16 protein-coding genes, 1 tRNA gene and 1 pseudogene are annotated in these 21794 nt (G+C 42.8%); 9 read left to right on the plus strand and 9 right to left on the minus strand.

Annotation, left to right across the window (positions count from 1 at the left end; genetic code table 11):
- Positions 1 to 10: 10 nt before the first annotated feature.
- Positions 11 to 529 carry an RDD family protein gene (locus tag ACMAZF_RS02120; protein ID WP_435275849.1) on the minus strand — a complete coding sequence of 173 codons (519 nt, stop codon included), beginning with the start codon at positions 527 to 529 and terminating at the stop codon, positions 11 to 13.
- Positions 530 to 1061: 532 nt separating this feature from the next.
- Between ACMAZF_RS02120 and ACMAZF_RS02125 the strand changes: the two genes are divergently transcribed.
- Positions 1062 to 1146, plus strand: a tRNA-Leu gene (locus ACMAZF_RS02125).
- Between the two features lie 204 nt (positions 1147 to 1350).
- Here ACMAZF_RS02125 and ACMAZF_RS02130 read toward each other — a convergent pair.
- Complete coding sequence (locus tag ACMAZF_RS02130; RefSeq protein ID WP_435275850.1) at positions 1351 to 3420, minus strand: TonB-dependent receptor; 2070 nt, start codon at positions 3418 to 3420, stop codon at positions 1351 to 1353.
- Between the two features lie 165 nt (positions 3421 to 3585).
- Between ACMAZF_RS02130 and ACMAZF_RS02135 the strand changes: the two genes are divergently transcribed.
- Genes ACMAZF_RS02135 through ACMAZF_RS02145 form a run of 3 tightly spaced genes read left to right on the plus strand, consistent with a single transcriptional unit; the run spans position 3586 to position 5763 of the window.
- On the plus strand, positions 3586 to 3855 hold the full coding sequence (locus tag ACMAZF_RS02135) for a hypothetical protein (protein WP_435275851.1): 270 nt from the start codon (positions 3586 to 3588) through the stop codon (positions 3853 to 3855).
- The gene (locus ACMAZF_RS02140) at positions 3852 to 4145 is read left to right on the plus strand and encodes a hypothetical protein (RefSeq protein WP_435275852.1); all 294 of its coding nucleotides are present in this window, start codon (positions 3852 to 3854) and stop codon (positions 4143 to 4145) included. Before ACMAZF_RS02135 ends, ACMAZF_RS02140 begins: the two co-directional genes overlap by 4 nt.
- A gap of 7 nt (positions 4146 to 4152) precedes the next feature.
- Positions 4153 to 5763: a PepSY-associated TM helix domain-containing protein gene (locus ACMAZF_RS02145; protein WP_435275853.1), complete on the plus strand. Its 1611-nt coding sequence runs from the start codon at positions 4153 to 4155 to the stop codon at positions 5761 to 5763.
- 123 nt (positions 5764 to 5886) lie between these two features.
- Here the strand turns inward: ACMAZF_RS02145 and ACMAZF_RS02150 are convergent, their stop codons facing one another.
- The gene (locus tag ACMAZF_RS02150) at positions 5887 to 6177 is read right to left on the minus strand and encodes a hypothetical protein (RefSeq protein ID WP_435275854.1); all 291 of its coding nucleotides are present in this window, start codon (positions 6175 to 6177) and stop codon (positions 5887 to 5889) included.
- Positions 6178 to 7015: 838 nt separating this feature from the next.
- Between ACMAZF_RS02150 and nirB the strand changes: the two genes are divergently transcribed.
- Both nirB and nirD read left to right on the plus strand, forming a co-directional pair.
- On the plus strand, positions 7016 to 9580 hold the full coding sequence (nirB, locus tag ACMAZF_RS02155; protein ID WP_435275855.1) for a nitrite reductase large subunit NirB: 2565 nt from the start codon (positions 7016 to 7018) through the stop codon (positions 9578 to 9580).
- Positions 9581 to 9590: 10 nt separating this feature from the next.
- On the plus strand, positions 9591 to 9938 hold the full coding sequence (gene nirD, locus ACMAZF_RS02160) for a nitrite reductase small subunit NirD (protein ID WP_435275856.1): 348 nt from the start codon (positions 9591 to 9593) through the stop codon (positions 9936 to 9938).
- A gap of 61 nt (positions 9939 to 9999) precedes the next feature.
- Here nirD and ACMAZF_RS02165 read toward each other — a convergent pair whose 3' ends face one another.
- Positions 10000 to 10140 (minus strand): hypothetical protein, encoded by a 141-nt coding sequence (locus tag ACMAZF_RS02165; protein WP_435275857.1) that lies wholly within the window; start codon positions 10138 to 10140, stop codon positions 10000 to 10002.
- A gap of 254 nt (positions 10141 to 10394) precedes the next feature.
- Here ACMAZF_RS02165 and ACMAZF_RS02170 point away from each other — a divergent pair, with 254 nt between their 5' ends.
- The gene (locus ACMAZF_RS02170; RefSeq protein WP_435275858.1) at positions 10395 to 11876 is read left to right on the plus strand and encodes a NarK family nitrate/nitrite MFS transporter; all 1482 of its coding nucleotides are present in this window, start codon (positions 10395 to 10397) and stop codon (positions 11874 to 11876) included.
- A 561-nt stretch (positions 11877 to 12437) separates the two neighbouring features.
- Entirely contained in the window at positions 12438 to 14207 is a 1770-nt protein-coding gene (locus ACMAZF_RS02175) for a protein kinase domain-containing protein (protein WP_435275859.1), read from the plus strand.
- A gap of 57 nt (positions 14208 to 14264) precedes the next feature.
- Here the strand turns inward: ACMAZF_RS02175 and ACMAZF_RS02180 are convergent, their stop codons facing one another.
- The 5 genes from ACMAZF_RS02180 to ACMAZF_RS02200 form a co-directional block, all read right to left on the minus strand.
- Positions 14265 to 14393 (minus strand): hypothetical protein, encoded by a 129-nt coding sequence (locus ACMAZF_RS02180; protein ID WP_435275860.1) that lies wholly within the window; start codon positions 14391 to 14393, stop codon positions 14265 to 14267.
- Between the two features lie 246 nt (positions 14394 to 14639).
- The gene (locus ACMAZF_RS02185; protein WP_435275861.1) at positions 14640 to 15632 is read right to left on the minus strand and encodes a glycosyl transferase family protein; all 993 of its coding nucleotides are present in this window, start codon (positions 15630 to 15632) and stop codon (positions 14640 to 14642) included.
- The gene (gene cobA / locus ACMAZF_RS02190) at positions 15629 to 16540 is read right to left on the minus strand and encodes a uroporphyrinogen-III C-methyltransferase (protein ID WP_435275862.1); all 912 of its coding nucleotides are present in this window, start codon (positions 16538 to 16540) and stop codon (positions 15629 to 15631) included. The genes ACMAZF_RS02185 and cobA overlap by 4 nt, the downstream gene beginning before the upstream one ends.
- Positions 16533 to 19256, minus strand: coding sequence for a nitrate reductase (locus tag ACMAZF_RS02195; protein ID WP_435275863.1), 2724 nt, complete (start codon positions 19254 to 19256; stop codon positions 16533 to 16535). The genes cobA and ACMAZF_RS02195 overlap by 8 nt, the downstream gene beginning before the upstream one ends.
- 388 nt (positions 19257 to 19644) lie before the next feature.
- Positions 19645 to 20262, minus strand: a complete 618-nt coding sequence (locus ACMAZF_RS02200) for an ANTAR domain-containing response regulator (protein WP_435275864.1) — start codon at positions 20260 to 20262, stop codon at positions 19645 to 19647.
- A 319-nt stretch (positions 20263 to 20581) separates the two neighbouring features.
- Between ACMAZF_RS02200 and lldD the strand changes: the two are divergent.
- Positions 20582 to 21696, plus strand: a pseudogene (gene lldD / locus ACMAZF_RS02205) (FMN-dependent L-lactate dehydrogenase LldD).
- Positions 21697 to 21794: the final 98 nt, after the last annotated feature.

The following is a 21794-nucleotide window of genomic DNA, read 5'->3' on the forward strand; positions in this document are numbered from 1 at the left end:
GTATTTGAAATTACAGCTGATTCCAGTTTTTAATCTTATTGGCTTCTGGGCTAAGCACTACAATCTCAGAGCCTGACATACGATCTTGCAAACTCATGCCCTCACTGCTTTTTGATAATAACCAAATGTTACCTAAGCCTAAGAAGCCAGTACATAAACGAATAATGGCTTGAAGAACAGTAATTGATGAACCATTCATACGTTGTACTTTTAAGCGCCAAGCTCGCATTCCTAAGGTCTGTCCACCATGTGTCCAAAACCAAATAAAGAAAAAACACACGGCAAAAATTAAATAACCAGAATATACATCACTGGTAATAATACATTGCTGAATGTCGGCATTATCACTACAAAATGTTGGATTCAACTGGGCTAGCAGAGCTATTACAATAAAGCCAATAAAATGAGCAATTGCATAAACAGCCATCGCGACGAGTGTGTCATACATCAACGCGCCGAGGCGTCTCATTATTCCTGCACGTAAAAAATCCGCGTGATTTTCTTGAACTGTATTATCTGATTCTTTCATTCTTTGTGTGTATTAAATTAGTGTGGCAACAGTTTAACAAAAGCAAATGAGTTTGTATCAATAAAACGATATAAGGATATACGAATCGTAAAGTTTAAATTAGTACTTTAAGTTGATACTATGTAGGGCAACTAATATCGCTATTGATTGAAATCAATGGCTGTGACTGAAGATAAGCCACAGTCTTATGAGAAACCACAGGCTTGAGCCACAGCTGAAGGTGATTTTGATTATATTCTCCAAGGAAAGTATGTTGATGACGGAAGTATTGGTGCTAGGGTAACGCAGTCTGAAGTGTCTACTGTTAATGATGAGTTAGAAGAAGAACTTGTTTCTGATTTAGATGAGCACCCTAAGAAACGTCGCCGTAGAAAACGCCGTTAAACTTGATGCTGTTCGTTATTTCAACGAATAAGCACAAGTGACCAACAAATAAGGCTATTTTACATAAATCAGGCTTGCCAACATGGCAAGCCTAGGTATAATGCCTGCACATATTTAGCAATCACATTGCTAAATAGCTACATGAAATGCCGGTGTGATGGAATTGGTAGACATGACGGATTCAAAATCCGTTGCCTTCGGGCGTGGCGGTTCAAGTCCGCCTACCGGTACCACTTCATGTTTAAATAAACCAACGAGAGTTGGTTTTTTTATGCCTAAAACAAAGTGAAGGTCGAACAGCGTCCGGCTGTTTACACGGTACCAATTCATGTAACAAAAGAATCGACCTTTGAGTCGATTTTTTTATGTCTGAATTAGATGTTTTAGGTATAAAAGCACACTCTTAGTAAGAGCATGCTTTAATAAATGGATTTTTATTAGAAAGAGTAAGTTACGTTTACACCTATACTTCTAGGCTCAACAACTGCTACATAACCTTCGGGTGTGAATCGACCTGGAGGCTCTGTTACTGTGAAGGCTTTCTTATCAAAAGCATTATTAATGAATGCACTAACGCGCCAATCATCGGCTTGGTAATCAAGGTTGAAACGAGCTGTGGTATACCCGCCAGCAATACGCTCTTTAGTGTTATTCATGTCACCAAAGTATTCATCCACGTAATTTGCAGAAGCGCTAATGGTAAATTGGTCGGTTAACCAGTATTTAGTGCCGAGACTAGCAGTATATTCCGGCGCAGAGCTTAGTTCGTTGCCGATGATATCGCCAAATTCACTGTTAGCCGCTTTAACTTCTGTTGATAATAGCCCTAGCCCAGCCGTTAATTGCAAGTCTTTAGTCAACATCGCGTCTAATTCAACTTCTAAGCCTTGTGACGTTGCATCATCGATGTTGGTGATCTTTCTGCTGCTGTCTGACCCTTGATAGTCATTAAAGTTGTTGAAGAATAGGTTGGCACTAATGTTTATATCGCCATCGTTCAAGCTACTTCTTGAACTAATTTCATAAGTGTTAACGGTTTCTTGCCCATAATAATAATATTCGTTACTGGCAAAAGAAATGGTACCACCGCCTGCGTTATAACCACGACGAGCACTAGCTGACAAGGTTGTATTGTCAGTGACTACATATTGAACTACTAGTTTAGGGAGTGCGATAGTTTTGTCGTTATCGAGGAGTTCAGAAAGAGGCTGTCCACGGAAATTTGCATTGAAGTTACGGGTTTGAGCTTCTTTTTCTAAGCGACCGCCGGCAATAACACGCCATTGGTCGTTGACCATATATTCTATTTCGCCGTATATCGCACTCGATTTACTGCTGTCATCGCCGTTATAAGCAAATGCGCCAATGCTCCTGAAATCTTGCGAACGTTTGTAGTGACTTAAACCAATAAAGGCAGAGAATTGGTTAGAATCTAAGCCCATATTGAACTTGCCATCAACCGTGTAGCTGTCATCTTTCATTAATACATCTGACTGACTAGCGACAGTTTCCGTGTATTCATTAAATCCCCACTCGTAAGTCATGTAAGATACTAAAATATCAACTGACTGGCTGTCAGATAGCTGATAATCAACATTGACCGATGTTGTATTAGAGGAGGTATCCATATAGCGTTGGAAAGAAGGTCGGAAACTCCACGGTTCGTCAGCTAAGTAGTAATTGCGGCCCGAGTCGCCTTTTTCTTGGTTGAATGAATGACTAAACATTACATTTAGTGCCTCAACGTTGGCGGGTTTCCATAGCAGTTTGGCACGAACGCGTGATGTTTTTAGTTCATTAAGATCAAATGGAACTACAGGATTGGTGTCGTACACGTCTCCTTTGTTAATGCCTTGACCATCTACGTACTGTGCACTGATTCGAACGGCTAACTCGTCTTCAACGACGGGGCCAGTGATAGCAAACGCGGTATCTAAATAGTTTTCTTGATTTCGATAACCTAGCCGTGCGCTACCTTGCCAATCAAATAATGGATCTTTTGTTTTGATGATTACTGAACCGGCAAAGCTATTACGACCGTTACTGGTGGATTGTGGTCCTCGAAATACTTCGACTTGATCGATATCCCATAAGCCAGTATCGCCACTAAGATCAGCAATGAATGGTTCTGCTACACCATCAACCAAGGTTGACACGCGTGCTTTAGAACCACCCGCAAACGAATGAAAACCAGTTGCTGAGCCATTACCTGAAACACCACGAATATCAGGTTGTGCACCCGATAACGTAACAACATTTGCAATATCAGACATCACATTGGCAATAGATAAATATTGACCGCTGTCCAGCACTTCAGATGTTATTACAGACACAGAGGATGCCGTATCCTTTAGCGTTCTTTGGGTTTTTTCACCTATCACAGTGATAGTTTCTAAATTTTTTCTTTCTGCATCATTAGCTTCTGCTAATGCAAAGCCGCTATTAAAAACTGAAGTTGATAATATTGCTAATGTTAATAAGTTAAGGCGAGGTAACGATATCGTCATAATAATCCCTAGTAATAGACGTGATATTTTGAATTGCGGGCATTATATTCCGAGAAATACGTAAATGTAAATAGTAATCACTGCCATTTACATTGATGTTTTTTTGAGTAGAATAACGCCTTTCTTAAGCGCCATTATTTTTACCGTGTTGACGGGATATTTGTTGTGATTCTCTCTAGTTACCTTTCATTGATGCTACTTGCTAGCATCATCTTGTATTTGTCGTTACCCAATCAAAATGTACTCAGTAAAAGTCTGACCGCTATACCATGGCGTTTCATCTCGTTAGTGATTTTCTGTGGTGGTTTTGCGTTGGCATCTACAATTTATAGCGCAATGTTTGTATTGCTGACATTTATCATTTTGACCATGCTATTACTCGCTATTATGCCGTTTATCGGGCATTTCTTACTTGGTAAAAAGGAGCAATCATGAATTTAGGGAGATCTGTGGAAAAAATCCAGCCACAGTGGTTTGCTAAATCTTTAATCGGCGCGGTACTGAGCTTTACCTTAGCTCTATTTGTTGTTGGTATTTTTGCATGGCAGGGTTTTGGTGGCATCGATGCACCTAATAAAGTGCAATTTAACATGTGGGTAGTTGTTTTTTTGTGGCTTTGTATTTTTAGCGTGGTGTATCTATTTAAAACAGCGCTACGGGCTTTTAGTTGGCTAATGGCATTAAATATCATCGCCTTCTCTCTTTTAATACTGGTAAAACAATAGGCTCGTCATGAAAGTTCGCGCAGATATCATTCGTACTTATCAAACACTACATCATTGGACTGGAATTATTGCAGGGTTTGTACTGTTTATCGGCTTTTACGCCGGTTCGTTAACCATGTTTAAACCAGCATTTGATCAATGGACCACCCCGTCACAAAAAACATTTACCACGGACGTATCTCTAGAGCCACAACGCTTATTAAATACTGTACTAGCGAGTAGTGTTACTGATATTAAAACCATTGAGCTGAATTTAGAGCGAGGTAATAATTTGATGGCTCCAATTAGTTGGAGTGAATCAGGTGTCAAGCGTGGGCTTGATACTAACCAGCAACGTTATATTGGAACCTTTGACGAGCAAGGTGCCTTGGTTAAGCGAGATGTTAAGCCAACGGTACTCGCTGAATTGATTGACTTATTGCATCGAACAGCGGGAATTCCTGGCACTGTAGGACATGATCATTTAGGCGTGTTAATCATGGGAGCTGCGGCATTGCTATATTTTTTGGCCTTGGTCTCTGGGGTGATTTTTCTATTGCCAACGCTCGTAAAGTCTTTTCTTGCACTGCGTGATAATAAAGGTGCCAGTCGCTTCTGGCTCGATAGTCATAATATTATCGGTTTAAGCAGCTTACCGTTTCATTTGATGATTAGCTGGACTGTTGTGGTTTTTGCTTTTCATGATGAGGTGTATGGCTCTATGCAACAAGTGATTTATGGTGATAAACCCTTATTTGAAATCGGGGTAAGCGATAAGCGAGAGTATGGAAATGATGATTTGCTCAACGTTGAAAGTTTGAGGGCAGTTGCTAATAATTTGGCACCACAGGCGAAAGTTACTGCAATGTATTTCGATAATTTAAGTACACCTAGAGCTAGCGTACGCCTAGATCTCCAGATTGATAATGAGGTTATGCGAGGCCCATTTGCAGACATACTTTATTTAAACCCCTATTCTGGTGATATTGTTTTTAGCACTGTAGCTACTGAGAGCGATCTTGTATGGGCTGAATCTGTGGCCACTTTTTTTGCAATGCATTTTGGGAGCTACGGTGGCAATACTGTTCGCTGGATCTATTTTGCACTTGGATTACTAGGGGCAATATTGTTTTACAGTGGCAATTTGTTGTGGATAGAGCGCCGCCGAATAAAGCAGAATAAGCGTCAGCCGAAACCGCTAGCGGACATCAAACAAACAAACGTGGCAAAACAGATGGCCGCAGCAACAGTGGGGATCTGTTTAGGGTCAATAGCCGCTCTCGTAATAACGATGCTGTTGGGAAAGTGGGCAACCAATATATTAGATAACGTGAATCAATATTATATTGCTAGTTATTATGCCTTATTTGTTAGCTTTGTCATTTATACGTTTTGGCGAGGTGCGAGCTTTGGGGCTATCTTCTTAACTAAAGTTATAGCTTTAGGTCTGCTGCTAATGCCTTTAACATCAATCATTGGATGTTTTTTTCCAAATGATATGTTATGGCTAGCACCCGCTTGGCAAGCTTGGGTTATAGATATCATGGCACTTATTTTTTCAGCATTATTCTTGTTTATGGCCAAGAAAATAAAACATCGCGCAATATACGGTGAACCTGATAGCGTTTGGGCTTATTAAGCAATATTAAGATCTCTTATTATTGTTTACTATCTTGCTTAAGCGTAAAGGTTTATGAAAAGCTTTTTATGTGGCTCATGGACTTGAAATACAGGTCCATTAGTTTATATATCGAATCGTAAATTATGGCTTGGGCCTTGTTTTATAGTCTGCAAAATCTGCACGATATTGAGTAAGTAATTGACTCGATTGTTGTTTGGCTAACTGAGCAGCGAGTTGATATTGAGCTATCGCTCGTTGTGATTGTTTATTTTCTGCGAGTGCTTTTGCGTAACTATGATGGGCTTGTGGATTATCGGGAAACAACGTTACATTGGCTTTAAATACCGCACGTGCCGCTGCAAAATTTTTCAGTTCTTTATATTCAAGTGCGATGTTATGTACCATGAAACCTTCTAAATGACGTCTACTCAAAATTAATTCTAGAAGCTCATACACTTTGTCGTTGTCTTTGAGCGACAGTGAATCTCGATTAAGTATTTGTTCGAGTTCTTTAAATGGCGTTTCTCGATAAATGGTCGCTTTTATTTTGGCTAATTCCTTGGCTTTATTTAATGATTGGTCTGCTGTATTTTTGATATCAGGAATAACACCCGTTCCTTCCCAGTTTGTTTTAGTTATACCAATTGCATTAAATATTTGCCCACTTGTACTTGTTAAAATTAACTAAAATGGCGTTGCTCTCAATCCTAATAGCCAGCTATTAGTCAATCGAGCGCCTTGTTTTAGCTGATTTTCTCTACGCACAACAAGATCACTTACTTAATGCAATTGGTATAATCTGCCATCTAGGAGGGCGACACAATCCGTGAGGTTTGATTGCTGCAGCTTATTTGTGCGTCGAAGGACTTTAATTGCACAGACTTAGTGCATATTCAGATGCCGTTGTTTCCCTATAGACTAAATTCTCTCTCGAAAAATCCTCTGAATGCGACAAGCAATGAGGCTTTTGTTTACTTTATTGGCCAAGTATCGATATTGGTATTCAAATTGCTATGTGGTATGCAAATATATTTTTCGCATCTGTACATAACTCCGTAAACAGGTATGAGCTTCGCCAGAAGCCAGAGCAACATGCTCTGTCACCAATGATGGTGGTCGTTATATCCGTAATCGTCGGATATGCTGGACTTTGTCGTGCCGATAAAGCCTGCATTTTCATTGATTACGGGTGTAAGACTTGCAGGTTCAACGTCGAAACTGCTGCTCAGGTCTAGCTTTTAACAAGATTTATTGATTAGAGGTTACTCCTATGAGTCTAGAAACAAAACAAAGATTAATTGTTGTCGGTAACGGCATGGTCGGTCACAAGTACATTGAGTTCTTAATTGAACACCCAGATTATCAACATTATCAAATCACGACTTTTTCACAAGAGCCACGTTTAGCTTATGATCGTGTGCAATTGTCAGCATATTTCTCTGGCAGTACAGTGGAAGATCTCATGATGACATCGCCAGACTATTACGACGACCATGGTGTTCAATACATCACTAACGCCAAAGTGGTGGATATTAACCGCAAAGACAAAAAAATCACTACAGGATCTGGCCGCGTAGAGTCTTACGACAAACTTATTCTAGCGACGGGCTCTTTCCCATTTGTACCGCCCATTCCAGGTAATGATCGAGAGCACTGCTTAGTTTACCGTACGATTGAAGATTTAGAGGCGATAACTACCTCTGCTAAAAAAAGTAAGGTCGGGGTTGTTGTTGGTGGCGGTTTGTTAGGTTTGGAATGTGCCAAAGCACTTCACAATTTAAATCTACATGCGCACGTTGTTGAATTCGCACCACGTCTAATGGCCGTTCAACTCGACGAGGGTGGCGGAGAGTTGCTTCGCTCTAAAATAGAAGGCTTAGGTGTGGAAGTACACACCGGCAAGAACACGGCAGAAATTATTGCGGGTGAGCAGTGCCGTTACCGAATGAATTTTACTGATGGTTCACACCTTGAAACCGACATGATCGTTTTCTCTGCGGGGATCCGTCCTCAAGACGAATTGGCTCGTCAGTTCGATATTGAAATCGGTGAACGTGGCGGTATCGCGATTGACGATAACTGCTTAACGTCAGACAAAGACATTTACGCAGTGGGTGAATGTGCGTTGTGGCAGGGTCGTATTTTCGGTCTCGTTGCCCCTGGGTACTCTATGGCTAAAGCTGCTGTATCACACCTAACTGGTGGCAACGTCCAGTTCAAGGGGGCCGATATGAGCACCAAGCTGAAATTAATGGGTGTTGATGTTGCCAGTATCGGTGATGCGCATGCGAGTACTGAAGGCGCGCTGACTTACACATACAGCAATCAAGCAGAGGGGGTCTACAAGCGCTTAATAGTATCTGAGGATAAGAAGTTTCTATTGGGTGCCGTACTTGTTGGAGACACTGATGTCTACGGCACACTTCTTCCTATGATGTTAGAGCAGGTGGAACTGCCAGAAAAACCAGAGTCTCTGATCCTTCCTGCTGTCGAGGGCGCAGGTACAGCATTAGGCGTAAACGCATTACCCAATTCAGCTCAAGTTTGTTCATGTCACGATGTTAGCAAAGGCGATATCATCGAAGCAGTTCACGGTGGTTGTACCGATGTTTCTGATCTCAAGTCTTGTACGAAAGCGGGTACGGGGTGTGGTGGTTGTATCTCCATGATAGGTCAAGTTCTAAACGCGGAACTTGAACATATGGGGGTGGAAGTGAACGATTATTTATGCGAACACTTCGATTTATCTCGCCAAGAGCTATTTGACATCATTCGTACAAAGCAGATCAAAACCTTTGACCAACTTATTGCCGAGTACGGTCAAGGCACCGGTTGTATGACGTGTAAGCCAGCCATTGGCTCTATGTTGGCAACACACTGGAATGAATTCGTTTTATCGAACGAACATATCCAACTACAAGATACCAACGACATTTTCTTAGCAAATATGCAAAAAGACGGTACTTACTCAGTGGTACCGCGTATGGCGGCCGGTGAAGTAACACCAACTGATTTGATTAAGTTAGGCAACATTGGCAAAAAATATGACCTTTATACTAAGATTACAGGTGGTCAACGAATCGACTTTTTTGGCGCACAACTGCACGAACTGCCACTTATTTGGAGCGAATTAGTCGAGGCCGGGTTTGAAACGGGTCACGCCTACGGAAAATCCCTACGCACTGTTAAGTCTTGTGTAGGTAGTACATGGTGCCGTTACGGCATGTTAGATTCTGTTTCAATGGCGGTCAATCTTGAGATGCGTTACAAAGGTTTGCGCTCACCGCACAAGTTAAAAATGGCAGTTTCCGGTTGTACTCGTGAGTGTGCAGAAGCGCAGGGTAAAGACATTGGGGTTATCGCGACAGATAAAGGCTGGAACCTTTATGTTTGTGGAAATGGCGGAATGAAACCTCGTCACGCAGATCTATTTGCGACTGACTTAGATGATGCAACGTTAATTGCATATATCGATCGAATCTTAATGTTCTACTGCCGCACAGCGGATCGTTTAACTCGTACATCGGTTTGGATGGATAACTTAGAAGGCGGTTTAGATTATCTCAAATCAATTGTTATTGACGATAAGCTCGCGATTAGTGAAGAGCTAGAAGCCGATATGGCGCGTGTTATTGGCACCTACGAATGTGAGTGGAAGAAAACGATTGAAAGTCCAGAACGCTTGAAGCGTTTTGCTCACTTTATAAACTCTGATGTAACGGATGATGCTTTGGCCTATGAAGCCGATCGCGGTCAAAACAAAGCTCGTATTGCATCCAGTAGCCACGCTGAAGAAGAAAAAGGCGAACGGATCCCAAGTATAGAACTAAGTTAGGAGATATAAAATGGCAGAACAACAATGGCAATCTATCTGTAAATTGGCAGACATCAACACGAACACGGGTGTGTGCGCACTTCACAATGGTGAGCAAGTTGCCATATTTAAAGTGGGAAGCGAGCAAAAACTATTCGCCGTACAAAATTACTGCCCATTTGGAGACGCAAACGTGTTATCACGCGGTCTCGTTGGCGATGTTGCCGGTGAAATCGTGGTTGCTTCACCACTTTACAAGCAGCAATTCAAATTAGGGTCTGGTCTTTGCCTGGAAGATGAAGCAGTTTCGCTGAAGGTCTACAGCGTTCGCGAACAGGCGGGCGTAGTGCAACTTCAGTTAAACAACGGTGCTATTTAAAGATACAAGCGTTAGAGTCAGTATTGGGTGCCTGTATTAGGCACCATTCAATATATAATTCTTAATCATAATGCTGATTTAGCTTGCTACCCACCTTCTGAAAGCGCCATCTTGATGTCGCTTGGCTATAAAAAACAATCTCATTTCGCTTAGATACACTTACCGCCCATTGCTCTTGCTTCTGTGCGCCTAACTTGTGCATGGGGTGTTTCACTTTTGTGCAAGGGGTAGGAGTATTATTAGGAAAAGAACTGATACATCGTATTAAGTGTATGTAACGAAATGGTTTTTTTTCTTTGGCACTATAAGTGCTTGGTTCATGTTAACACAACAAAAATTTGTTGCCTCACCACGTGGTGTAGGCAACAGGCGAAGAGGCCACCGGTAATGCTCAACAAAGATTGTTGGGTCTTGCTGGTGGTTTTTTTTGGGCGCAAAAAAATCTAGGAACGTACTATGACGAAAGAAACTGAAGTGGACAAATTTAATTTGCTCTCATTCGAGGGTAAAATGAAGACTCTGCACCTTAGTTGGGTTGCCTTTTTTATCACTTTTGTAGTGTGGTTTAACTTCGCACCTTTGTTGGTTGCGGTGAAAGAATCATTGGGGCTGAGCTCACAAGAAATCAAAACACTACTTATCTTAAACGTAGCGTTTACCATTCCAGCACGTGTCATTGTTGGTATGTTGACTGACAAATACGGCCCTCGTATTGTGTATTCGGCTCTCCTAGCTGTGTGTGCTATTCCTTGTTTCGCATTCGCATTGGCCGACACCTTTACTCAAGCTGCGATTGCCCGTTTTGCTTTAGGGTTAGTTGGCGCTGGTTTCGTTGTTGGTATCCGCTTGGTTTCGGAATGGTTCCCACACAATGAGTTAGGAACTGCTGAAGGAATTTACGGAGGCTGGGGCAACTTCGGCTCTGCCGCCGCAAAAATATCACTACCCGGTCTAGCACTGCTATTTGGAGGTGAAGACGGCTGGCGTTACGCCATGGGGGTTACTGGTGTTTTATCGCTGTTCTACGCTGTTGTTTTCTTTAAAAATGTATCTGATACGCCAAAAGGAGCGACTTATTATCGCCCTAAAAGCCTCAGCGCGATGGAAGTGACTTCCAAGGCTGATTTTTTCTTATTACTCATTATGAAGATCCCAATGTATGCAGCCTTGGCTCTGTTGGTGTGGAAACTCTCTTCTGGTGAGATTAGCTTATTAACTGAAGGCGCGGCCTTGTCGATTTATGGCGGTTTAGTACTCATTTACGTCTATGATTGCAACAACGTTTATAAAGTGAACAAAAATATATTTGTTGAAGAAGTCCCCGAGATCCATCGTTACAAATTTAAACAAGTAGCGGTATTAAACGTGTTGTATTTCGCGACGTTCGGTTCTGAATTAGCCGTGATTTCAATGCTTGCATTATTCTTTCTTGAAACCTTTGAGTTATCGCCTGTCGCAGCTGGTATGGTAGCCGCGTCATATGCCTTTATGAACTTGATGTCTCGTCCAGGTGGTGGTTGGTTGTCAGACAGGTTTGGCCGTAAGCCAGTACTCCTTATTTTGACTACGGGCCTCGCTGTCGGATACTTTGCAATGGGACTCATTGAAAGTTCATGGCCTGTGTGGTTGGCTGCTGTTACAGCGATGGCTTGTTCTTTTTTTGTACAAGCTGGTGAAGGGGCGGTTTTTGCTGCCGTGCCGTTAATTAAGCGTCGTATGACTGGTCAAATTGCCGGCATGACAGGTGCTTATGGCAATGTAGGGGCCGTGGTGTACTTAACGATACTTTCAATGGTTGATTATTCAACGTTCTTCTTCGTGATCTCGGGTACTGCGGTGCTAGGCTTAGGCGCTCTTTTGTTAATGGAAGAACCGGAAGGTCATATTGCTGAAGTGCAAGAGGATGGAACCGTTGAATTGATTTCAGTGAGTAACTAGGGTCTGTTGATCTTTGTGGTTCAAATTTTGTTCAATCTAAAAGGGTTTTGGGCACATGTTCATTGTTCCAGACTGAGCATAAGCACCCACATCCCTGTGGGCGAGGCATGAGGATTGATGCTGGGTTTACCCCAGTGAATGACGAATAACGCCGCACAAAATACTTTTAGGTGAATCCTACGGACAGCATTTGTTTGTTATTTCTACGGCGTTATCGCCTATTCGTGTATTGCTACAGGGATGTAGCTCATTAGGATAATGCAGGAGCTATTATCGAGCCAGCTACACCACATAGGCTCTGCCTTGTAGAAACCCCAAACAAATTGCTGCAAAAATGAACTCAAAAGATCAACAGACCCTAATTACGTAAGAAATAAGATGTTTGTTGTATAGTGCATCGACTGCATTGCCTTCATGGAAGAAGGCACTTAGCGAGGTGCGCTCATCTTCTATACCCAATCTCTGAAACCTGCATCTTGAAGTAGCTTGGGTATATTCAACACAAATTCAATTGTTTACAATAATTAGGGGGATAGTTCGCCCATTTTTAGGAGAGGGGTTGTGACAGATACGACAACGGCTATCGAGACAAAAAAGACACACAGCATTCTGAGTCTCAAATTTGGTGGAATTTCCGAAGCAGGCGCCAAGCCTGAAAATCAGGATGCGTTTGCGGCGCTGCAACCTGCCCCTTCAGTTCGAGAGCATAAAGGGAATGTTGTCTGTATTGCTGACGGTGTTAGCTGCAGCGACGACGCGAAACAAGCCAGCCAACTAAGTGTGACCACTTTTCTCAATGATTATTACTCCACCCCAGATGCATGGGCTGTAAAAGATTGCGCCGCTCGCGTTTTATCTTCTTTAAACTCATGGTTATATCATCATGGTAAACAGGCCAGCTATAAGCAAAACCGGATGGTGACGACTTTTAGCGGTGCCGTCTTTAAATCCAATACAGCGTATTTATTTCACGTCGGTGATAGTCGAATTTACTTGTTCAGAAATGGTAAGTTGAGACAGCTAACTAAAGATCACTGTCAGTTCACTTCCAAAGACAGCAGTTTCTTAATTAGAGCGCTGGGAATGGATAATCATCTTCAAGTCGACTTTCATCATTTTGAACTCAACGTTGGTGACAGGTTTTTGTTCAGCACAGACGGTATTCATGAGTTCTTAACGGCAACACAATTAACGGATGTTTTGTCTCGTGAAAAAGAAGGGCTGGAAGCATTGGCAAAAGAACTTTGCGCACAAGCCTTGGCGGCCGGAAGTACGGACAATCTTACCGCCTTTATCGCCGAAATTGAGAGTTTACCTAGACGAGATCTCAACGAGGTTTCTCGTGAATTGACTGCGTTTAAGGTACCGCCTATCTTGCGTCCCGGTGCGAAGATCGACGACTTCAAGATTGAAAAGGTTGTGCATGTTGGCACGCGAAGTCACGTTTATGTCGCAAAACACGCTGTTAGTCAATGTGAGTTTGTGTTGAAAATGCCGTCTGAAAACTTTAGTGATGACTTACCGTATTTAGAGGGCTTTGCTCGCGAGCAATGGATCGGCAGTCGCATAAATAGTCAGCGTATTATGCGTATCTTCCCCCGCAGCGAATTCCAAGAGCACAGTCCGTTCTTGTACCACGTTTGTGAGTACGTGCGTGGCCGAACTTTACGGCAATGGATGTACGACAACCCCAGTCCTTCCTTCACACAAGTGCGTCTTGTGTCAACGGAGATTGTTGCGGCCGTTAGGGTAATGCAGCGCCTGTCAATGGTGCATCGTGATTTAAAGCCTGAAAATATCATGATCACTGACAGTAATAAAGTGAAACTTATTGACTTTGCAACGGTTCAAGTTGCTGGTTTAGAAGAAATTATATCGCCAATTGAAGGAGAACAACTCGCAGGGGCGGTGGGCTATATAGCGCCAGAATATTTGATGGGTCACAAAGGTGTGCATCGTAGTGACATCTTTTCAGTGGGTGTCATCGTCTATGAAATGTTGACAGGTCGTTTGCCATACAAGCCTGATTTACTGCAAAAACAACATATAAAAAGTGCTAGTCATTGGCGCTATATTCGAGCAAATACAGTAGACAAAACGATTCCAGTTTGGATGGACTTAGCCTTGAAAAAGGCGACGGAACCAAACATTTTTAATCGATATCAAGCTATGTCGGAATTTGTTCAAGACTTAAAAATTCCAAATCGCAGCATGTTAAGCAAGTTGCAATCGGCGCCTTTGTTAGAGCGAAATCCACTCGCCTTTTGGAAAATGCTCTCAGGCGTGCTAGCGATACTGCTCATTGCTCAATATATAATGTGCTTTGCTTGAGCCAAGTGCTGTTCTGGCATTGGCATAACACCGTTATCGCTTAATTGTGATACCCAGTTACGTTGGCGGGGGGGTGACTTCTTTACCGATAACGCGATTGTCCATCTGCCAACAATTGACGGTTTCAACGTGACGAGGAGGTTTTGCAACGAAGCGTTTTGCGGCTTCAAATAATACCAATTGCATTAAGTAAGTGATCTTGTTGTGCGTAGAGAAAATCAGCTAAAACAAGGCGCTCGATTGACTAATAGCTGGCTATTAGGATTGAGAGCAACGCCATTTTAGTTAATTTTAACAAGTACAAGTGGGCAAATATTTAATGCAATTGGTATAATTTTATTTTGGCTTGTTCAAACGATATTAATCCGGATTTGTAAGATGTAATTGACACGATAACCTCGTCAACGTTGCCGACCTGAGTTCAAGATAAATCTATGCAAACAACTGAGCAAAAGGTTTGGAAGTACGGCTATGCCATATTTCGGTTGCGCAGCTCAGGGCTTGCTCTGACGTTATCGGCTCTAACAGGGTCAAAATGCTAGCGATAGTACCGATTACGGCTTGCGTTGCGTATTCAAAGTCTAACTCCCCTAACCATAACTGCTCTAGCTGGGCACAGTTGAGCTCTCTGGGTTTTATCTGTTTTTTATCTAATAGGGCGGGAAAATCGAGGCGCAGCGCTTGACCATTTTTGAGTAAGTGTTGGGTCACTGGGCGTTCTGGGTTTATCTCGACTTCCCCTCCTTCACCGCGAAGACAGGATACGTTCTTATCGCCAATGAGTTGCGCTATTTCAATATGACGGGCGTCGAACTCACGATGGAAAACTCCATGGAAGCTATGGGGGGCAGCACTTGGGTTGAGTATTCTTGCCAGTGTATTAGCCGAACTTCTTAGGGCAAAAAGAGCGCGCATTTGCAGTAAGTCATCTAATTTAGGGTTACAATTTTTTAAATCGGTATATGCGAAACCAAATTGCGCGAGGTGTGTTTTAGCATCGATGAGAGAATGTGCGATGGGAATATTGAGTTCTTTGAAAGCTTGTGGAACATAAAGCCGCTGTGAGTCAGGCTCTTGGCTGCCATGGATAAATATACGCTTTCCCGTTTGCGCCAATGCAATGATTGATAATATAAACCAAGGCAAATGACGGCGTTTACCAGCATAACAGCCTATGTCTAGATCGACGTCTAATTGAGAAAATCCTGCTAAGGTATGTTCGCGACAAGCGAGCACAAAGCCAGCAAGTTCTTCGCTGCTTTCTTCACGTACTCGCAGCAGCATTAAAAATGCACCGACTTGTTCTGGTTGGGCTTTGCCGCCTAGTAATAATTTATAAGCGCTATATGCCTGTGCTTGGCTGAGATAGTTTCCTGCGCGTTTTCCTTTTCCAATAATTTTTACGTATTGGCTAAACTCATTCATAAACACCTCTGTGCGACTTTGTAGTGAGGGTGAAGCATTTCCGATTTAACCTCACTTCGTTGATTGATTACTTCACCAACCATGATAAGGGCTGGTCCAACCAAATCCGTGGATTTGAGATCTTCGCAAATCTGAGTCAAGTCGGAAATAAGGATCCTGTGTTGAGCAGTGGTGCCTTGATCGATTATTGCAATTGGAGTGCTGGCGGCTTTGCCAAACTCAATGAGGTTTTCAGCGATATCTGTAATTTTATTCATGCCCATATAAAACACTAATGTGTCATTAGAATCTGCGTAGTTTTGCCATTCATATTCGATATTCTCATTCTTAAAATGCGCTGTAACAAAACGTACCGAATGGGCGCAATCTCGATGAGTTAACGGTAAGCCAGACCAGGCTGCACAACCTGATGCTGCGGTGACACCCGGAACGATAGCAAAATTAATACTATGTTTAGTCAAGTGAGCGACTTCTTCGGCGGCGCGGCCAAATATGGAAGGATCGCCCCCTTTGAGGCGAACTAGATTTTTACCCGCTAATGCAAAGTGGGACATCAATTGACAAATTTGAGCCTGAGTCATACTGTGACTGCCACATTTTTTGCCCACAAAGACTTTTTCTACGTGTGCTGGGATCATGGTTACTATATCAGGGCTCACCAAGTAGTCGTACAATACAACGTCGGTTTCTTGAAGCAGGCGGTGGGCCTTGAGGGTCAGAAGTTCGGCATCCCCACAGCCTGCGCCCACAAGATAAACCTCACCGCGTTCGTGTTTTATTGGGTCTGTTTTTATCTGCTTAGCAACCTGCCTACGCATGATTTTTTCTAGGCGAACAGCGGTTGATCTGAACCAGTTATTATGAAAATATTTTCCTAATGAATGTGAGGACAGCGAAAGATTAAACATATGGGGTCTCCGTATACAAAATGACGGTATCTTCAAGGAAGCGTTCATTATCAATGGACTGACTGTTGAGTAATACCTGCAGCTCACCTTTGCATGAACCGCAGTTAGTGCCACATTTTAGTGCGTTACCAAGCGTTTGGATGGAGTCGGCGCCTTCTTTCATCGCTTGTAGAATTTGGTTTTCACCAATGCGAAAACATGAGCAAATAATCTTTCCATTTAGGTATTCTGTACCCGTGGATCGGGATAATAGTTGGCTTACATCACTAGCGGAGACTGTGTCCGCATTGAATAGATCGTCAATCCATTGCGCGTTGACTAGTGCTTTGTCAGTTTGAAAGAATGCGACAAATTGAAGCTGATCCGCTAATAAACATACAATGCTCTGCGTGCCTTCGGCGCTACTTTCATAATAAGCCCAGTCGCCGTCTACATCGAATCGGGAGCGACACCATTGAAGTGGATCATATGAGGTGTCGCCCGTCGCAGCAATAAACTCATATCCAAAGTTGGTCTTGGCTTTGACCCAATAATCTGTCCCCATGTCTATGTCTTGTCGAGTAAATAAATGTATGTGGGCCGCGACCGCCGCCGCATGGATTTTTACGGCCACGTATTTGCTGTCGGGCTGCCCAGAAATGGGGTCAACGCGTTGACTGAAGCAATTAGATATATTGGCATTAGAAGCCGTCTGCTGGGTCCAATGGATTGGCGCAAATAAGGTTTTTCGACGCAGGCCTTTGTCAAATACACATGGCAATAATACGTGGCCAAACTCGCTGGTAACACCAACAAGTTGACCCTCTTCGATGCTTGTTAGCTTGGCATCGGTGGGATGAATGGACAAAAATGGCTCTTTGGTGTGCTTTGCTAGAGAGAAACTGCGACCTGTACGCGTCATCGAATGCCATTGATCGCGGTAACGGCCACTGTTTAAAAGTAACGGATATGCTTCACCTGGCTTACCTTTATTGGCGCTTTGTTCCACCGCAATAAACGTGGCTTTTCCCGAAGGCGTGAAATACAAACCATCATTAAACATGCGAGCACAACCATTTGGATAAGTGTCGTTAACTGGCCAGCTGGTTGGCGTGAAGTTGTCGTACTGTTCTTGAGTAAGGGTTTGTAACCCCGAGATGTCGAAGTCTCGGGCAGGGTGACCATTTGAGCCATTATTAAACCCTGACAAAGCAGCGTGTTCACGGAAAATTTCAACGGGATGTTCGTAATTAAACGCGGTTTCAAATCCCATTTTCTTGGCGACGTCACATATTATTTGCCAGTCGTGCCGCGCTTCACCTGGTGCACTGATGATGCCGCGCTGACGCGAAATACGGCGCTCGGAATTGGTCACCATGCCGTTTTTTTCTGCCCATGTTGTTGCAGGGAAAGCGACGTCGGCATAGGCGAGCGTGTCATTTTTATCCACGCAGTCAGAAACCACAACCAATTCACAATTCTCTAATGCCTCAATGACGGCATTTCGGTTAGGCAGGCTCACGAGTGGATTGGTTGCCATGATCCAAACAGCCTTTATTTTACCGTCTTTGATGGCGTTAAACATATCTACGGCTTTTAAACCTTGCTCTTGGCATAGCGTTGGCGAGTCCCAAAAGGTTTGTACCGTTTCTCGGTGAGTGATGTCTTCGATGTTCATATGAGCTGCCAGCATGTTAGCCAGACCACCCACTTCGCGCCCACCCATTGCATTTGGTTGGCCAGTAATTGAGAAGGGGCCACTTCCTGCCTTGCCAATTTTACCTGTTGCCAGGTGACAATTGATGATGGCATTGCATTTGTCTACCCCTTGGAGCGACTGATTCACTCCTTGGGAATAGAAACTGATGGTGCTTGGCGATTGGGCGAACCATTTATAAAAAGTTTTAATGTGCTTAGCCGCCACACCACAGGTTTGAGAAACGGTGCATAAATCGTATTGTTCAACGCTAGACTGAGTTAAATCAAATCCTTGACAATGGCGCTCGATGTATTCATTGTCGAGCGCCTGCTCTGTAATGAGATAATGCAATAAACCGTTAAACAAACTCACATCACTGCCCGCTTTTAAAGGGATGAATAAGTCTGCAAACTCTGCTGTTGCCGTTTTACGTGGATCGATAACAACGATTCTCAGGTTGGGGTTTGCGTCTTTTGCTGCTTGCATACGTTGAAACAGTACAGGATGGGTCCAGGCAGCATTGGAGCCAATTAACACTAACAAGTCAGTAATCTCTATATCTTCATAGGTACATGGCACCGTGTCACTGCCCAAAGAGCGTTTATACGCTGCTACTGCTGACGACATACAAAGTCGAGAGTTTGTATCTATGTTGGCGCTACCAATATAGCCCTTGATAAGCTTATTGGCGACGTAATAGTCCTCGGTGAGAATTTGACCAGAGACATAAAGAGCAACCGAGTTGGGACCGTATTTTTCAATCAGTTGATTAAATTTATCGGCAACAAAACTTGTTGCCGATCCCCAGCTCACAGGTTGGGAATTGATTTGTGGGGTTAACAAACGACCATCATGGGAAATAGTCTCCAGCAGATTGGCGCCCTTGACACACAATTTCCCTAGGTTTGCTGGATGGCTTTTACTACCATTTAAGTCAGTGATAACACCGTTGATTGTCGTGATATCTACACCACATCCTACACCGCAATATGGGCAGGTGGTTTGACAGACATTTTGTTCGAAAATTTGTTTTGCCATGGTTACTCACAAAAAACAGGTACGACGGATTGCTCAAGAGCGCTTTTGCTAATTTTTCTCGTTGACGGCGTGTCTAGTTAAATCTGGTTTAACGGTGTTTAATAGATAAGCCAATCGTTGTTACGAGCAGTTTACGCAATGTGTATTACATCTTTTCATAAACAAACTTTGTGCCAGTTAATTAAGAAAGTGTAACTCTTTGTTATATATTGAAATTAATTAACTTCTAGATTGGGGGACGTTGTCACTGTAGGCCTTAAAGCACTATGTTGGTGCGTAATTGCTAGATTTAGTCTTAAATATCCTCGACTTGGGTGAGTATTGAAATCATGTCTTACCCGATTGTCGGTGTGGCGCTGTTAAACGTGATTATCTCAAGGACGTAAGCCTATGACTTAACTCCGTTTAAAAGTTGTATCATGGAGATCAGTTCCTTCGCTATGTCTTCCATTTTTCTGCCCTTATCCATCGCCATTTTACGGACGGCGTTATATGCCTGTTGTTCAGTCATATTTTGCTTTTCTATCAACAATGCTTTTGCTTGGTCGATCCACTTTCGCGACTCTAATTGACCTTTTAAATGGTCGATTTCAGATCTGAGCTGCTGGTAGTCGTTAAAACGAGCGACGGCGACATCTAAAATGAGTTTGGCTCTATAGGGGGAAGTATCGCCTGAAACATAGGCGCTCACTCCGGCTTTAATCGACTTTCTCATCAAATTAGGGCTATCCTGTTTGGAAAACATGACGATTGGCTTAGGGTTATGTGCTGAAATAGTTAAGAGATCATCGATGATGCTCGGTTTAGGTGCATTAATGTCAATCAATATAATATCAGGTTGTGTTTTTTCCACTTCCATTAAAAATGACGCGCTGATGTGTGCTAAATATCTAACGTCATATGGTGTATTACTGAGCGCATCTTGAAAGGATTTTGCACGGTTCATATCGTCGTCAATTATTAATACGGTCAAGCGCTGGGGAGAAATTTTTGAAACGGCCATCATAAAACACATTCTATTTGTTAAAGTCTAATATCAGTGACATGGACATCAATTTCTGCACCAACTCTAAATTATTTTTACTCAATGTTGATAATCTACTTATTAATTAAAGGGTTTTAGTTTTTTATCTAGATTTTTCCGTCTCGGTAACCGTCGCTAGAGTTAGATATTTGCACCAAATAATGTGGTGAGAGTGTAATGTTGCACCATGTTAGGGTTTGTTACTTCTAATCCTTTCGGCGCCAGTTTTATTATCTTCAACTGCTTACAGCAGACGGTTTCAATGATAAATGCAATAGTTGATTGATGGTGGCATCTTCAACTGTGTTGTGTTTGCGCTTTATTTCATTATATTGATGGTGGTTCTTATGATGAGCAAACAATGCGCCGAAATAGTGATGATTTAGCAGATATTGCCTTACGCCAGCGTGTATTGCGAAATATGTCTGATTTAAGCTTGGAGACTGAACTCTTTGGTGAAAACTCGGTTTACCTATCGCGTTAGCGCCTGTTGGATTAACTGGCATGTATGCACGACGTGGTGAAGTACAAGCGGCGAAAGCTGCTGAGCGCAAAGGTGTTCCATTTACCATGTCGACGGTGTCGGTGTGTCCTATTGAAGAAGTTGTGCCAGCTATTTCGCGTCCAATGTGGTTTCAGTTATATGTATTAAAAGACCGCGGTTTTATGCGTAACGTGCTTGAGCGCGCTAAAGCGGCTGGGGTAAAAACCTTGGTCTTTACCGTAGATATGCCTGTGCCAGGTGCTCGCCATCGAGATGCGCATTCTGGTATGAGTGGTCCTAATGCGGCATTACGACGTGTGCTTCAATCAACCATGCATCCACGTTGGGCGTGGGATATTGGCATGATGGGTAAACCACATGATTTAGGTAATATTTCAACCTATCGTGGTGAGCAGACAAAACTTGAAGATTATATTGGTTGGCTTGGCAATAATTTCGACCCTTCAATTTCGTGGTCTGATCTTGAGTGGATCCGCGATTTTTGGGATGGGCCAATGATCATCAAAGGCATCTTAGATAAACAAGATGCTCAAGATGCCGTGCGCTTTGGCGCTGATGGCATCATGGTATCAAACCATGGCGGACGTCAGTTAGATGCCGTGCTCTCTACTGCCAAGGCGTTACCACCTATGGCTGATGCCGTAAAAGGTGACTTAAAAATCTTGGTAGATTCTGGTATTCGAACTGGCTTAGATGTCGTTCGAATGATTGCACTCGGAGCTGACTGTACCATGCTAGGTAGAGCTTTTGTTTATGCGTTAGCAGCCGATGGTGAGACGGGTGTTTACAACCTATTGGATTTAATGGAAAAAGAAATGCGCGTTGCAATGACGTTAACAGGCGCTAAAAGTATTGCAGAATTAAATAGCGATGCATTAGTCAATTTAGCGCGTGATTTTAATATTGGTTGATTCACGAACTTGTTATTTATTGAAACCTCGCTTTAGCGAGGTTTTTTAATTTTAGGTGATCTAAAAAACGCTAGCGCCGTATATATATCAAGTTAAAC

Origin of the sequence: Psychrobium sp. nBUS_13 (assembly GCF_051201665.1) — a bacterium.
Taxonomy (GTDB): domain Bacteria; phylum Pseudomonadota; class Gammaproteobacteria; order Enterobacterales; family Psychrobiaceae; genus Psychrobium.

Bases quoted from the DNA above. Each gene is read 5' to 3' on its own strand.
- ACMAZF_RS02185 (WP_435275861.1), bottom strand. From the start codon at position 15,632: ATGAATGAGTTTAGCCAATACGTAAAAATTATTGGAAAAGGAAAACGC.
- nirB (WP_435275855.1), top strand. From the start codon at position 7,016: ATGAGTCTAGAAACAAAACAAAGATTAATTGTTGTCGGTAACGGCATG.
- ACMAZF_RS02165 (WP_435275857.1), bottom strand. From the start codon at position 10,140: ATGCACAAGTTAGGCGCACAGAAGCAAGAGCAATGGGCGGTAAGTGTA.
- ACMAZF_RS02200 (WP_435275864.1), bottom strand. From the start codon at position 20,262: ATGATGGCCGTTTCAAAAATTTCTCCCCAGCGCTTGACCGTATTAATA.
- cobA (WP_435275862.1), bottom strand. From the start codon at position 16,540: ATGTTTAATCTTTCGCTGTCCTCACATTCATTAGGAAAATATTTTCAT.
- ACMAZF_RS02120 (WP_435275849.1), bottom strand. From the start codon at position 529: ATGAAAGAATCAGATAATACAGTTCAAGAAAATCACGCGGATTTTTTA.
- ACMAZF_RS02170 (WP_435275858.1), top strand. From the start codon at position 10,395: ATGACGAAAGAAACTGAAGTGGACAAATTTAATTTGCTCTCATTCGAG.
- ACMAZF_RS02195 (WP_435275863.1), bottom strand. From the start codon at position 19,256: ATGGCAAAACAAATTTTCGAACAAAATGTCTGTCAAACCACCTGCCCA.
- ACMAZF_RS02140 (WP_435275852.1), top strand. From the start codon at position 3,852: ATGAATTTAGGGAGATCTGTGGAAAAAATCCAGCCACAGTGGTTTGCT.
- ACMAZF_RS02180 (WP_435275860.1), bottom strand. From the start codon at position 14,393: ATGCAATTGGTATTATTTGAAGCCGCAAAACGCTTCGTTGCAAAACCT.
- ACMAZF_RS02145 (WP_435275853.1), top strand. From the start codon at position 4,153: ATGAAAGTTCGCGCAGATATCATTCGTACTTATCAAACACTACATCAT.
- ACMAZF_RS02130 (WP_435275850.1), bottom strand. From the start codon at position 3,420: ATGACGATATCGTTACCTCGCCTTAACTTATTAACATTAGCAATATTA.
- nirD (WP_435275856.1), top strand. From the start codon at position 9,591: ATGGCAGAACAACAATGGCAATCTATCTGTAAATTGGCAGACATCAAC.